This window comes from Paraburkholderia sp. 22099, assembly GCF_052045835.1.
Taxonomy (GTDB): Bacteria; Pseudomonadota; Gammaproteobacteria; order Burkholderiales; family Burkholderiaceae; genus Paraburkholderia; species Paraburkholderia terricola.
In genome coordinates, this window is sequence record NZ_JBQEPU010000037.1 from 31,355 (window position 1) to 45,802 (window position 14,448).

Here is a 14,448-nt window from a genome sequence, read left to right on the forward strand (position 1 = left end):
AAGCGGCGATTGCGTGCTTCCTGCCGGCTCGACCAAGATGCGCTCCAGAAACCGGTAGACAAGTTCGAGTGGGTTCGCGTCAGCAGCTCGAACTCGAACACGCCCAAGCGGGGCGGCTCGAAACGTAGAAGCGTTAGCTCTATGGGTAGACTTCTGCGACCGACACGGCCGCGAGCATCGCCGGAGTCGGATGAGTCACGGTATCGCCGCGCGAATCCATCTTTCTACAAGCGGTGCTTGGCCAATGTGCGAAGTGGATGCCTGCAAGGACGGCCCGCGTGCCATCGGCGGTTCGGCCAGATGGCGCCGTATCGCGGGTGGAGTGCAAACGATCTTCGCCACACATCAGGCCGGCACGAGCTGGCCCTCTGAATATCTTGTCAGCACAGAAGCAAGGATCATGTCGAACGCGTTCGACGGCGCTGCGGCGCCGCGGTGGAACGGCCGGAACACCACGTCGCCCCGTTTGACCGACATGCCGCTGAGCGCGCAAACACCCCTGACGCGGGCATAGCCGGCGCGCCAGGTCTGATCAAGATAGCTGCCGCGCGTAGCGTCGCTCCAGGAAACGAGCACGGTCGTGTCGGTTTGCCATTCGATGCTTCGAATCGTAGAGTCCCTAAGCGCCGCATGCGCAACCACCGTGCGGCTGGGTCGCTCGCGGCGCCGCGAAGCCTGGTAAACCGCCGATGCAGTCTCATGCCAATGCGCGTTCAGCCGTCCGATAATCTGCGACCATGGGTCGAGTCCACACATCTCCGGTTCTCCTGCGACTTCCAGCGGCGATCGCATGCAAAGTGCAGCGCCTCTGGGTTTAAAGTCTCATGGCTGCGGGGCTCACACGAACATTACCGGGTCAAGTTGCCGTCGCTAACGGCTCGATCGTTCGCATGAAATGCGCATGCCGGCTTACAGCTTTGGCACGCTATCTCCGCCTTTGCGGCGAGCAGGCTCAAGGCACTGTGAAAGCGGGCGGCATAGGCGGCAGCAAACAACTGCTCGGGATTCGTCCCGCCGCACGGACCGCCGAGCGGTGCAGGCAAGCGCAGGTCGAGATCGAATTGGCCGTCGTCCGATCGGACTACGCCTGATGCTGGACCATGGCCTGCATCGCCGCCCGTGGCGGTCACGGTCGTCGAGTACGATGGCCACCTTCGATAGCAATGATCGTCGTGATTGTTCTCCGCGGATAGTGCGCCGGGCCGGCCTCGATGCGCCGTCAACGCATGGGTGCATCGTAGGTGCGCGGCGGCCCGTCGGGAAGGCTTGCGCGGCGACGCACCGTGTTGCTTCCAAAGCACCAATCAGAGCGCCGGCGCCGACGTCATGGTGGTCAGGCATTGCAGGTCGAGCGCGCGCGTTCGTTCAGCCATGTAGTCGATGAACACGTGGGCATAGCGGCACAGGTAGAACGAGCGACGCGCCAGGCACACTCAGGAATACGACCAGCGCGCCATCTTGCGCGATGAGTTCATGGGAAAACACGTTGCCTTGTGAGCCCCAGAGCGGGCGGGGCCTATTGGGCGTGCCAATCGACAGCCGGGTTGACCGTCTTGCCGGCAGTGCAACAACGGATGACCTCGTCGGTCGACCACAATGCGCTGCTGCTCCAGTACTTGAACAGCTCTGAAATTTGCGTCTCGTTGAAGTACTTCCGCATACGCGCCCAGATTTCATCGGACGCCGATTGTTCACTGACACCCGAAAGGTGTTCCATCCAGGCCAACGCGGCCTTCTCCGCACTACAGAAAACATCGGCGCACCGCCAGCTTCCGATATGCTCAATCTTCGATGTGGGCACGGCAGCATGAAGCGCCAAGCGAAGGCCATACTGAACGCACAACAGACAGCCGTTGATTTGCGATGCGCGCAGATCGAGAAGCGCGATCAGGCCCGCGTCGAGCGGGCCACTCTGAATAGGGGGGCGTCACGATCACGCTCTTCGCAAGCTAGCTGCGCAGGAAAGACAAAAGATCCTCATTAAGCTGATCCTTGTGGGTATCCGTCAATCCATGCGGCGCGCCGGGATAAATCTTCAGGATCGCGTGAGGGACGAGTTTCTTACTCGAACGGGCGCCAATATCCACGGGAACGACCTGGTCGTCGTCGCCGTGAATGATCAGTGTCGGTCTGTCGAACTTCAACAGATCCGCCGTGAAATCCGTTTCGGAATAGGCTTTGACCGATTCGTAGACGTTCTTTAAACCACCGGTCATTCCCTGGCGCCACCATGCGTCGATCAGACCTTGCGACACCTTGGCGCCCGGTCGGTTAAAGCCGTAGAACGGGCCTGCGGGGATGTCCTTGAACAATTGGGAGCGATTGGCGATTATTGCAGCCCGAACGCTATCGAACGATTCAATAGGTACCCCAGATGGATTGCCTGGCGTTTTTACCATCAACGGCGGCACGGCTGAAATCAGCCCGATCTTCGATACGCGGGACGTACCGTGCCGGCCCACGTAACGCGCGACTTCGCCCCCTCCGGTCGAAAACCCGATAACGGCAACATCGCGCAGACCGAGCGTCTGGATGACTGTCGCGAGATCGTCCGCGTAGTGGTCCATGTCGTTGCCGTCCCACGGTTGGCTCGAGCGACCGTGCCCGCGGCGATCATGTGTAATGACTCGAAACCCGTGGGATGCCAGAAAGAAAGCCTGGTTTTCCCAGCTATCCGAGCTGAGCGGCCAACCATGGCTCAGCGTTACGACGGGACCGTCTTTCGCGCCCCAATCCTTGAAGTACAGGCTCACTCCGTCTCGGGTACGGATAACGTCACCGGTATGACCTGCGGACGACATCTGCCCGGTCGTGCCGGGTCCTGACTGCTTGCTGGCAGCCGATGCCACAGTTGTCGTCAACGTTGCGGCGATCCCGCCAATCAGCAGGTTTCGGCGTTTTGCATCGGGGGAAACATGTCCCAGGTTTTTAGTCATGGCTCAAGTCCAGGAATTATTCGACCGGGAGATGGGGGAATTGGCTTGCTTACCGGTCGAGTCATCACAATAACCACGAAGCAGTCATTGGCCTAGTTAAGCGATGCAAAACGCCGTTGATTGCTCTACGTTCACTCTATTAGAAGATCGCGGTTATTTAACGGCGCTTAACATCTACGCTAGCTAATTATGTTTGGCAAAGGCAGAGGGTGAACGGGAGCATATGAGGAGTAACCAATCCGTAACCGCAAGATCAGAACTTCAGCGCATGCAACTGATGAATCTTGTCCAGAAGCCAGTGGAAGCTAGCGTGCTCATCGGCTCCAGGCGCGGCGTTTTTCATCGCCATTTTATGCAACATGTCTTGCCGTTGTGAAAGTAGCCGGCACATTCGATGAGTCACCTCCTGGCTATCCCTCAATAGAGGTGTTACATCGTCCTTGTTCAATCTGTAAATGACGCTCCTCGTGAGCGTCACGATCTTCACCTGAACCGGCAAACCCGCGAGTAGCCCGGTCTCCCCCATCGTATCGCCGGGCCCGAGACGCACCACTTCGACCGCCCCGGCAGGTTGCTCCGTTGAAACACTGAGCACGCCCGAGCCGACGATTGCGAGACTGTCGGGCACCACTTCCGGCGTGAAAATCACCTGCCCGGCGTCGTATTCATGCCGCACCATGCAACTGGACAGCAACTTCAACTCCTCGTCGCCGATGGCGGCGAATAGTTCGATGCGTCTAAGCAGGCGCTCCTCTGCTTTTGCCACGATGGCCGTGACCGATGGCACGCCTCGTGGTTGGAGATCGACCCCCGCGGCGATAAGGTGTCGATAACAGAGGTCGTACAGCTCGTTTGTCAATGGCGTTTTTTTTGCCGTGTCGTCGACGAAGGCCGTCGCTTCGTACTGGATGGAATGCAGGGTGGATTTTCTTGCCTGCACGAAGGGAGCCGGCGCCGTCAGGATCGAACGAGCTCCAGCCAGCGCGCATTCAAGCGCGGCAATCACCGTTGCGGGCCGCTCGTCCGGCGAGATTTCCAGAGAGACAGTCACGCCATGCAAAGCGTGCGGCCGGTTGGTATTGGTGATATTTGCCTTTGCCGCCGCAGCATTGGGAATGATAGTCACATTGCCGTGCGAATTGAGCAGATGCGTTGCTCTCCAATTCATCTCGATCACCTTGCCTTCCGCGCCATCAATCGAGATCCAGTCACCCACGCGGTACGGCTCTGTGGAATTCAGCACGATCCCTGCAAAGACATCGTGCAAAGTGCTTTGAATGGCTAAACCGAGAATAACGGCCAATGTCCCCGACGTCGCGATCAGGCCGCGAACGGGTATTTCCAGAACAAACCCGGTCGCGGCTACCGCCGCGGCAAGAAACACTACAGCACCGAACACGTCCTGAAAGAGTCTTTGCTTGCGCCACGTCTGTGGCAGGAGAAGTGTGTCGAGAGCAAGAGTGAGCAGGCGGGCACCTGTCAGCCACCAGAATATCTTCAGTGCCTGCGCCGCTTCGTGAAACAGCGACGCTTCAAAATGCGTAGCCTGTCTGAAGGGGCTGAGGCCCGCGGTGAAAATGCTCCCCGTGAACACGGCGAAAATCGTGAGCCGGAGCAAGAGACGTGAAACGTCTTGCTTCGGCACTTTGAAACGCCACAGCGCCACGTCGATCAGGACGACGGCATAACCGAACACCAGGGAATCGCTCACGGAGGCTCCGAGGGGAAGAACGCGCCTGGCGGGTACTCATGCCGCTCCCGCCGGAGCCATTGTGAACGGCTAACCGCGATGCCCGAGGCTGGCTGACACACTAGCCAAATGACGCCAGCGGGTCGCCTGCCGCCAATGCATCGGCGCGATTCGGCGCCGGTGGATAGATCCACTGCGTATTGATCATCTGCTTGCGCGCTTTTCCTTCCGCGTGCGTCAGCTTTATCTGGCGATCCCAGCCTTCCGAATAGACCGCTTCCCATTCGCCGAGATCCAGACAGGTGGCATAAAACGGCTGGCTATACGCCAGCGTCGATGCGCCGATCAGGTCGGCGGCCACGTTGTGGCCGCCGAATTTCCCCATCACCATTGCGTGCTGACAAGACATCAACGCGTAGTGCCCTTCATCGTCGCTGCGCACTCGCGCCACATCGCCTGCCACAAACACGCCGGGCGCCTCTTCCACACGCAGGTCGGGGGCGACTTCGACACGGCCAAGCGGGTCCAGACGCGACGAAACCTGTGCTGCAAGCGTACTCGCTCGCATCCCGCCCGCCCATACCACCGTGTGCGCTTCGATATGCGCACCTGAAGCAGTTCGGACTCCACTCGCGTCGACCGATACGACACCGGATCCCAATACCGCTTCGATGCCGAGCGAATCGAATGCCTCGGCGACGAAAGGCCGCGGATTAGGCCCGAGATCGGGACCGATCTCAGCCTGCGACCCTACGACGACCACTTTGATCGCCGCATCGGGGCCGAATAGCGCGCGCATCCGTTTAGGCAATTCGGTTGCGATCTCGATGCCGGTAAAGCCACATCCCACCACGGCAACGGTATTTCGGGCGCTTGAATCGGGAAGCTTCGCGAGCTTCCTGAGATGCTCTTCAAGTGCCGATGCGTCCTCCATGCAATCGACCGAGAACGCATACTCGGCGAGCCCTGGAATCGGCGGCCGGCTCAGCTTGCTGCCGCTCGTCAAGAGCAACCGGTCGTAACCGAGCGAGCGGGTTTCGCCGCTCGCGGCCGTCACACGCACGGTCTTGTCGCGAACAGCGATTTCGTCGACACTCCCCTCGACGTAGTTCACACCGACGGCGTCAAGCAGGGGCAAAAGCGGCGCGAACATCAAATGCGGCTCGCTTTCGTACATCCGTGGCCGGATCTGCAACTCGGGTTTCGGTGAGACAAGCGTAATGTCGATGTCGCTAGCCGTTGCGCCGGCGCGGTCGCGCACGCGAGCCGCCCCGAGTGCGCCCCACACTCCGGCAAAGCCGGCACCCACAATCAAGATCTTCTGCGACATGATTCTTGCCTTAAGTTTTCAAATTACCCAGTTGACGATGTGCGCCGGAACCCACGACAAACCGAGCCCTGTTGCACTGCGCGACGATCGCTGACGATCGCGGCGGCCGACCCATCTGCCGCCCGCCTCACGACAAATCGTAGACTTCGTCTGCGAATGGCAGTAGGCACTCAAAGGAGATCATTGTGTTGTCCCGGCGACAACAATCGACGGGCTTAAACGTCGTCAAACAATCCTGGCGAGCGCATCTTCGAGCGTCGGCCAGGAATGTTTGTCACCTTCGAAGGCAAGATTCACGATTGTGCGGATGCTCCATGGCCCTTCTGATGTGCAAGCGTATTGTTGAGCCGCAGTCACCTGTTCCTCCATTGCCTGCTTTACTCCATCGGGAAAGGCATTCCTCGCGTCTTCGACCGCCGTCTGCAATACGTGCAATACGGCTTGGCCAAAGGTCACACATTCTTCGCGCCTCGGTATTTTTCCTTTTTGCATCACCGAGTCTTTCCAGTCGTTCTGATCGGGGGTGAGGAGAACGGGAGGTCGGGCGCAGAAGTTCCGGTAGTTCAGTAAGTAGGCTTCGTGGCGATTTCGTGGATTGATCCCCAACAGCTTCCAGGCGGCATCGAAACGCTCTTTCTTTATTCCGTTCTGGTACGCCATCGCGCGCAGAAAAAATTCGTGAAAGTCTTCGAGACTGGCGGTGCAGGACGAGACCGAGTGTCGATAGTGTCCGTCCCGTATCGCGCAAGCGGCAAGTTCGAAAAGAATCTCGAACTTCTGCTGGCGCAACGCCACGATTCGCTGATGGCCGCGCGAGCATTCCGACATATACCTTCCGTCGCCGTCGGGTCGAAGATCCAGCAAAACAGAAGAAAGAACGGAATTCCCTACGGAACCTCCGTCCGGGTTGCATTCTAGGCAGACAATGGGAACCGATATCTTTGTCATGGAAATGTCTCACAGTTGGAGGTTGTTTATCGCTTTTTTCCGCATCAACTCTTCTCGCCTCATCAACAGACCACATCCGGCGGTGCGGACCTGGTTCGAGACCAGGTCTCGCTGGCACTCTATGCCCAATCGACCGCTCCTGCAGAAGAGGTGGGGTGAACCGGTTTGTACGCCAATGACTCGATGGTCTTGATGTTGTCCTGGCAGCAACACCGTGATATCCCGTTGGAGTCTTCCATGTTCGGGGTGACGCAACTACGATTGCTCGTGACGTAATGTTTCGCCGTGGAGAGATCGAGGCAATCGGTCTATTCCAATACGCACCTGAATCCGGGAATTCGGAGTCTGCTGTGAAGATGAATGCTGAGGAAAATGTCTTGCGCTCCGGCGTGATGGCAAATACCGACCGGCACGCGTGCCGCGAAGCGGTATCGTTTGGTCCGTTCACACTTTTTCCTGAAGAGAGACGCCTCGAACGATCAGGTTCATTCGTGCCACTAGGCAGCCGCGCACTGGATATTCTTATCGCGCTTATCCAGCACGCCGGACAGGTCGTGGACCGGCGCATGTTGATGTCGCGCGCGTGGAGGAATATCGTCGTGGACGAAAGCAACCTGCGCGTCAACATTGCGGGACTGCGCAAAGCACTAGGTGACGGAGAGGGCGGTGTGCGCTACGTGAAAAACGTCCCGGGTATCGGCTACTGTTTCGTTGGACAGCTTACCCGTGAACGCGTGGTTGTCGAATCCAGTTTCCAATGTGCTAAACCGTCTGCTTTAGCACATTCTGGCTGCTTCGCAACGGGAGCGGCCTGCCCGCAAGGTCGCGACGAGGTCTTGCGGACTCTTGCGTCCGACTTGGGCAGACATCGGCTTATGTCTATCGTAGGACCCGGAGGCATCGGCAAGACAACAGTGGCCATTGCTCTCGCGAAGAGACTGTCCGGCGTGTTTCCTTCGGAGATTCACCTCGCCGACCTCGGCGAAGTTGCTGATGGCGACACGGTAGCGCTTACGCTGGCTCGTCTGCTCGGGTTGGGCGATTTTCACGACATGCCCGTCACGTGCATCACGAATTATCTTTCGGCCAGGCGCGCGCTGATCATCCTGGATAACTGCGAGCATGTCATCGACGAGGTGACGTCGCTTACAACGCAGATCCTCGCGGTCTCATCCGCGACCTATTTCGTTCTGACAAGCCGCGAGGCGCTACGTGTCAGATACGAATACGTCTGCCGCCTGTCTGCGCTCGACGTCCCTCCAGGACCGGAGGCGATTTCGATTGAACACGCGCATACTTATCCAGCCGTGCAGGTATTCATTCAACGCGCACTGGAAGCGGGCGCCAGGTTTCCGCAGACAAGCAAGAGCTATGCAGCCATTGCGAAGATTTGCCGCGAACTGGAAGGCGTCGCGCTTGCGATCGAGTTTGCCGCGGCGCGCGTCGCGACATTTGGACTGGCCGGCACCATGGCGCTGCTCGGAACCCGCTCACGCCTTCAATGGCAGGGATGCCGCAACGCCCCTGCGAGGCATCGGAGTCTCGAGGCATCCATTGGATGGAGTTACGCGCTGCTGTCGGAGCAGGAGAGGTCCGCTTTCCGTCGCCTGTCGTCGTTTGAACAGCCCGCAACGCTCGAGGCCGTCCTTGCGGCGGTGGCAAACGGAACGGGCGATCTTTCGAATGCGATCGCCGTAATTGAAGGGTTGGTTGCAAAGCACATGCTGCAGGTCCAGCTTGGAGACGACGACTTGCCTCGCTATCGGCTCCCGGTTTCCGAAAGGATCTATGCACGGGAACAACTCAAACAAACTACGCTCGATAAGCGGAGCGTCGTCCAACTGAACGGCCTGCAAGGGATTTTCATCTGAAATTCGGCTGCGCCGTGTCCCCAGTGACGCTTTGAGCTACAAACGCGGGCGTGTAGCGAGAAAGATCATTTCATTAACTGCGCGAATTGCTTCTCCGCAAAATCGATAAATATCTTCGTGCGCGGTGGCATGTTCCTTCCGAATCCGTGCAGGACATGAAGAGGAACGGGTCTCAGCGCCAACTCCGGCAAGACGCGACACAAACGTCCTGCGTCGACATCTTCCTGAACCATTGCTTTCAGAACCTGTGCGATACCGAGTCCATTCAATGTCGCCAGTCTCATGGCCTCACCGCTGTGCGTATCGAATGCTCCTTCCGGCTGCACGCTGACACCGTCAGCAAACGTGACGGGCACCACGCGTCCGGCAAGTCTGTAACGAACATGGCGATGCGTACCGAGATCGGATATCGATTCCGGCACGCCGTGGCGGTTCAGATAGTCGGGGGAGGCCACGAGCGCCAGCGGCAAATGGCCCAGTTTCCGCGCATGCAAAGCGCTGTCGATGACCTCTCCCGCTCTGATGACCAGATCGAAACCCTCGCGGATGACGTCGACATGATGGTCGCTCACATTCACATCGAACAGCAGGCCTGGATGATGCGCCATCAAGTGCCGGGTGAGCGGGTCGAGCAGAATGCGCGCTAACGCGCCGGGCACACTGATACGCAGTTTGCCGACCGCGGCCAGCGGCGTAGTCAGCGCGTTGCCTGCCTCCTCAATGCCACGTATGAGCGGCGCGATGCGCTCGTAGTAGGTGCGCCCCTCTATTGTCAGGACGGTCGCTCTTGTCGAGCGCCGGAAAAGCCTGATGCCGAGACGCCTCTCCAATCTTCCAACGCTTCTCGACACAGCGGACGGCGTCGTGCCGAGCAAGCGCGCCGCTCCGGTGAACGAACCGGCCTCGACCGCTCGAACAAAGGCAGATAAGCCGCTCAGGTTCTCAACCGACATTAGTGACCCTTCGGCAAAACTGATAGCTCCGCTGGAGAACTGGGCTGTCGTCTCACCTATAGCTAAATTAGCGTTCAACGCGACGTTCGCGTGGAACAACGGAGATTCAAATGAACAGACTCACAAATAAAGTCGCCGTCATCACCGGCGGCAATAGCGGCATTGGCTTTGCGATGGCAAGGGTGTTTGTGGCCGAGGGTGCACATGTGCTGATCGTCGGACGGCGTCTGGCCGCGGTGAATGCCGCAGTGTCCGAACTTGGGGATCGGGCAACGGGCCTGACCGGCGACCTCGCCGATCCCGCAACGCATGACCGCGTCGCGTCATTGGTTGAAGAACGGTTCGGCGGCCTGGACATTTATGTCGCCAACGCTGGCGTAAACACGATCGCCCGCTCGGATCAGGTGAGTCTCGAAGCGTACGATGCACAATTCGCTACGAACACCCGGTCGGTTTTCTTCGGCGTTCAGAAAGTCGCGTCTCAACTTCGCGATGGAGGCGCCATTCTGTTGACGAGTTCGATCGCGAGTTCGAAAGTATTCGAAGGCCACGCGGCGTATGCGGGCAGTAAAGCGGCAATCGAAGCTTTCGCCCGCAGTTGGGCGCTCGACTTCAAAGAGCGCCGCATCAGGGTCAACGTGATCAGTCCAGGCCCCGTCGACACACCCATTCTTTCGAAGCTGGGTATCGCCGTTGCCGATCGCCCGGCATTCGAGACCGCCGTTGCGGAGAAGATTCCGCTGGGCCGGCTGGGCCGCGCGGAAGAGCTGGCCCATGCCGCGCTCTTTCTTGTTAGCGACGAAAGCAGCTTCGTTACCGGTGTCAATCTGCAAGTCGATGGCGGAATGTCGTTGGCGTGATTCGCGACCGTTTAACGTGACAACGCGAATACGGGAATCGTTCTACCGGCAGCCGATCTGCCGGGAACGGTTGCCGATATCCCGGTTCTGGCACCCGTCAATCGTTGGTCAATGGGCGACGATATCTGGCGACATACTTCGCCTGAGCAATGACTTTCCCATGCATCTGATAGGCGACGACTGCGGGACTCGCCGCAGGAGCCACGTCGATTTGCGCCACGTCGAGGGCGGACGCCGTCACCACATATCGATGCGACTCCCCCTGAGGAGGACAGGGGCCACCGTATCTGGATTCGCCAAAGTCCGTCAACGTCTCAACCGCGCCTGCCGGCAAGAGCTTTGGATTGCCGGAAGCTCCTCTTTCGAGCGACGATTCAGAAGGTGGAATATTCGCGATCTTCCAATGCGTCCAGCCGAGCCCTCCGGTCGGCGCATCCGGGTCGAAAATCGTCACGACAATGCTCTTCGTGCCGCGCGGAACGTGAGTCCATGAAATGCGCGGCGAAATGTTGTTACCGTGACAGCCAAAGCCTCCGTACACCTGCTCGTTCGAAAAGCGCCCGTTACGCAGGTCGTCGACTTTGATCGTGAACGGCTCCGCGCTGGCTATCGCCGGAATGAGCGCCAGCGCCAGCGCCATTGACGCGCATAACATCGCGGGCAAACAGGTCCTCAATCTCATGATGTGCTCCTTTGAAGGATGAAAGATGCGCACAACCGGTATCAACGGCAGCGTTCGGCGATTCGTCCGGGAAGGCGGATTCGGCAACGATGGTGCGACTGCTACAGTCGCGCGCACTGCGAAGCTCGATGACCTGGAGAGTCGGTCCACCGAACTCGCGTGTCAGGCGGGCGGTCAGGATGAGGTCTTCGCACGTACCGATCTCATCGAATGCCGGTGGCGCGGGCAAGTGATCGTTTGCAAAAAACCGCCGCGAGTCTTGCGCCCTCCCGGCGGTTTTCTGGCAATCGTCAGTGCGATCTATACGACGATGGCTGATAGCCGAGCATCAATCAATAGTCCCACAGCACCGGCACGAAACGGAAGCCTTCACCGTTCTTTGCAATGTGACCGATGGAGGGGAACGCGACATGCGCCGCGGCCAGCAGGGCGCCGGTTTCAGCGGCTTCGTTGAGCAGCGCGATACGCACGTCCGCAGCGACTTCAGGCTCGTGCTCGAAACCATTTTGCCATTCGGGATGGTCGAAGTTGACTTCGAAAATCGCGTCGCCCACGAACGTCAGTTTTTCGCCGTTCGATGCGACGTCCACGACGCAGTGCCCCGGCGTGTGCCCACCCGTCACGCGAGCCGACACGCCCTGGGCAACTTCCACGGTCTGATCGAACTGCACGATGTTTTCGCTGTAGAGTTTCACGAACGTTTCAGCAGCCTTGCGGAGCGCGGGAGGAACCGTTTCCGGCATCACCGTCTTGCTGAAGTCCGGATTTTTCCAGAACGCTACTTCCCTGGCCGACACGTGAATGCGCACGTCCGGGCTCAGCTTGGCCTTGACGCCATCGACGTTCAGCCCGCCGACGTGGTCCATGTGCATATGCGTAACCACGATATCGGTGATCGCAGCCAGGTCGATGCCAGCGGATTCCAGGCGCATCACCGACTGACCGGCGCGCGTGAAGTATTCGAAACCGTCGCCCACGCCCGAGTCGATCAGGATCAGGCGTTCGCCGCTGCGCACGAGCGCGATATTCAACGCCCAATCGAACATGTCACGTTGCAGGAAACGACCGTCGAACCATTCGTTGCGGTCCGCTTCGCTCACGTTCGTGGACATGGTGGAGGTCGGCAGCGGTAGAACGCCATCGCTTATCAGCACGACGTCGACGTCGCCCACGCGCACGGCGTAGCGTGAAGGCACGAGTTCGCCTGAACCTTCTTTGCCAAGGTTGGCGATAACCGGCTGCACATTGCGGGTTGTTTGGCTCATTTTCGATAGTCCTGTTGATTAGGTGGGGGTAAGCCGCACTGCGTGGTGCGGTTCACGAGCACGAATTTCGCGCGCTTGGTTTGGCTCGCGGTTCGACCGAGCGTGTGACCGATTGTAGTCAGCGGGGCGAACGGCAGTAGCATCGCGAATGCGTACACCATGTTGTCCGAAGGGCAACAATCGACGACGGACAGGCGATGAGAGGCAAGGCGAGTGACAGGCTTATTGATCCGCCGGCGCGATTCTCACAGGCGTAGTGGCGATGACACCCGCGCATCTGAGGGGCGCTTCGAACGCGCGTGGTGATTATCTGAACCAGTGTCGATCGGTTGGCGGCGACCAGAAGCGTTCCGTCAACTCGAAATGTGGCAGTGTTGAGAGCGGTCCTTGAAACCAGTCTTTCAGCGCGGCACGTAGCTTCGCGAGTGCCTGGTTTCACCGTCGCCGCTCGCATTGGCGACGTTTTTTTTATGCCGCATGACGGCGTAACGTTTGCAAAAAAATCATGTGGAGACCCATCGAAGGGCTGTCGACTCGGACCATCCGATCTCCCATCAGCCTGCACAGCATGTCGTTGACCTGTGCGGTCGACGATTCAAAACGGGCAGCCGCGCCGGCCGCATTCTACGGTTCGAGCGGCAAGATGCGGCGGCGTAGTCCACCGCATCTTGCCGGAATGCCGGACCGGTCAGCCCAAAGGCCAGTTCAACACAACAAGGCTGTCGTTGTAATCATTATCCGTACCGTCTTCCGATCCGACCAGGCCGAAGTAGGTTTTCTTGAATATGTCGACCTGCCTCGAGCCGACTTTCGATGTTTTGCCGTTCGCTGATACGACGACCCGTACTTTGCCCTTACCGGAGTTCAGAACTTGCGTCTGCAGATTTTTGTCTTGCGTGCCGTTTCCCTGGAATGTCGCTGCGGGGTTCTGATTGTCGTCGATGTAGACGTTTATCGTCTGTTCGGCAGCCGAATTGACGAGCGAGGTCACGCCGAATGCGATATTCGGCGGCAGGCTAAACAGACCATCCCGCTCGCCGCCAGAAGCCGGCTCCGGTTGCACTTGCGACGTGGCCTTCGCAAAGTAGGTGACCACGCAGCCGATGCCGAGGTTAGACGCTCCCGCCGGAAGCACGCCGGGGGCGCCCGCCCATGTCACCGTGCACGCTTCGATCTGTCCCGTGGAATCGGTCTTCACCTTGTTCATCCAACTGCCGACGTCGAAGCTGTAGGGCGAGACGGAGATATGGATAAAGACGTCGTACTGTGGCAGCGTCTCTGCCAGTTGCGCGGTCATGAATTGCCGCATCCTGTCCACCACGGCCTGTGCGCCGCTGGACTGCACCGCGGTGGCATCCGTGGCAGCGCGCTGCAGCAAAGCATAAAGATCGTCATGCGTAAATGGCTGTTGCATCTCGGTCCTCTCAGTTGGGCGTGCCTTGCTGGACAGTGACGGCGGATCGCGTCATCGCGCAGCCGGCGATTGGGGCGTGGCATGGTGCGCGCTGTAATCACCGTGACCCGCAGCAGTGACGAAACTCATGTCGCATCTATCCCACGCGAGAAGCTTACGTTTGGCACTATCGCAAGCGAACTGTCCGCTCTGGGAGCTATACAAAAACGGACAGCGGCGCTAACATCGGGCGGCCGCCGGTGGACAGCGGTCAGCTTCGTCAAGCCGCTCCATGGGGCGATGCCTGCGCTCGGCGGCCGAGGCAATCCGCTGTGCGAAAACAGCGGATTGCCTGGAACGTTGTACGGATGAATTGACTGCCTGGTGTCCGTCATCGGGGCAGTGACGCGGCTACCCCGAACAGGGCCGCGACTGTTCGTTCTTCGACGGTGGCCTTCCGTGCGACCGTACACGTCCGTGAACGACAAAGACATGTTCGAGGCGGGCGTCTGTCGGCAGG

The 14,448-nt window shown here is 59.1% G+C and carries 12 protein-coding genes and 1 pseudogene; 2 read left to right on the top strand and 11 right to left on the bottom strand.

The features are described 5' to 3' along the window. Window positions 1-345 precede the first annotated feature (345 nt). From ACTJLC_RS27235 to ACTJLC_RS27265, 7 genes and pseudogenes are all read right to left on the bottom strand, one after another. A complete protein-coding gene (locus tag ACTJLC_RS27235; protein ID WP_073430670.1) occupies window positions 346-756 on the bottom strand; it encodes a DUF3331 domain-containing protein in 411 nt (136 codons plus the stop codon). Window positions 757-926: 170 nt separating this feature from the next. Beyond that, window positions 927-1,130, bottom strand: a pseudogene (locus ACTJLC_RS27240) (peroxiredoxin); the annotation flags it as partial. 386 nt (window positions 1,131-1,516) lie between these two features. Continuing rightward, complete coding sequence (locus ACTJLC_RS27245; protein ID WP_440845802.1) at window positions 1,517-1,918, bottom strand: carboxymuconolactone decarboxylase family protein; 402 nt, start codon at window positions 1,916-1,918, stop codon at window positions 1,517-1,519. 31 nt (window positions 1,919-1,949) lie between these two features. Next, on the bottom strand, window positions 1,950-2,936 hold the full coding sequence (locus ACTJLC_RS27250) for an alpha/beta fold hydrolase (RefSeq protein ID WP_073430672.1): 987 nt from the start codon (window positions 2,934-2,936) through the stop codon (window positions 1,950-1,952). A gap of 253 nt (window positions 2,937-3,189) precedes the next feature. After that, entirely contained in the window at window positions 3,190-4,647 is a 1,458-nt protein-coding gene (locus ACTJLC_RS27255; protein WP_073430673.1) for a mechanosensitive ion channel domain-containing protein, read from the bottom strand. Between the two features lie 100 nt (window positions 4,648-4,747). After that, entirely contained in the window at window positions 4,748-5,956 is a 1,209-nt protein-coding gene (locus ACTJLC_RS27260) for an NAD(P)/FAD-dependent oxidoreductase (protein ID WP_440845786.1), read from the bottom strand. A gap of 225 nt (window positions 5,957-6,181) precedes the next feature. Beyond that, window positions 6,182-6,784 (bottom strand): hypothetical protein, encoded by a 603-nt coding sequence (locus ACTJLC_RS27265; protein WP_436264345.1) that lies wholly within the window; start codon window positions 6,782-6,784, stop codon window positions 6,182-6,184. Between the two features lie 476 nt (window positions 6,785-7,260). Between ACTJLC_RS27265 and ACTJLC_RS27270 the strand changes: the two genes are divergently transcribed. Then, the gene (locus ACTJLC_RS27270; RefSeq protein WP_073430722.1) at window positions 7,261-8,775 is read left to right on the top strand and encodes an ATP-binding protein; all 1,515 of its coding nucleotides are present in this window, start codon (window positions 7,261-7,263) and stop codon (window positions 8,773-8,775) included. 65 nt (window positions 8,776-8,840) lie between these two features. On the opposite strand, the gene ACTJLC_RS27275 is transcribed toward ACTJLC_RS27270, so the two are convergent. Then, entirely contained in the window at window positions 8,841-9,728 is an 888-nt protein-coding gene (locus tag ACTJLC_RS27275; protein WP_436264344.1) for a LysR family transcriptional regulator, read from the bottom strand. Between the two features lie 110 nt (window positions 9,729-9,838). Between ACTJLC_RS27275 and ACTJLC_RS27280 the strand changes: the two genes are divergently transcribed. Continuing rightward, a complete protein-coding gene (locus ACTJLC_RS27280; protein ID WP_310126937.1) occupies window positions 9,839-10,588 on the top strand; it encodes an SDR family NAD(P)-dependent oxidoreductase in 750 nt (249 codons plus the stop codon). Between the two features lie 97 nt (window positions 10,589-10,685). On the opposite strand, the gene ACTJLC_RS27285 is transcribed toward ACTJLC_RS27280, so the two are convergent. From ACTJLC_RS27285 to ACTJLC_RS27295, 3 genes are all read right to left on the bottom strand, one after another. After that, on the bottom strand, window positions 10,686-11,270 hold the full coding sequence (locus ACTJLC_RS27285; protein WP_310127027.1) for a YbhB/YbcL family Raf kinase inhibitor-like protein: 585 nt from the start codon (window positions 11,268-11,270) through the stop codon (window positions 10,686-10,688). 332 nt (window positions 11,271-11,602) lie between these two features. Beyond that, complete coding sequence (locus ACTJLC_RS27290) at window positions 11,603-12,535, bottom strand: MBL fold metallo-hydrolase (RefSeq protein WP_244745493.1); 933 nt, start codon at window positions 12,533-12,535, stop codon at window positions 11,603-11,605. Between the two features lie 688 nt (window positions 12,536-13,223). Further along, complete coding sequence (locus tag ACTJLC_RS27295) at window positions 13,224-13,949, bottom strand: fucose-binding lectin II (RefSeq protein ID WP_083081603.1); 726 nt, start codon at window positions 13,947-13,949, stop codon at window positions 13,224-13,226. Between the last annotated feature and the right edge of the window lie 499 nt (window positions 13,950-14,448).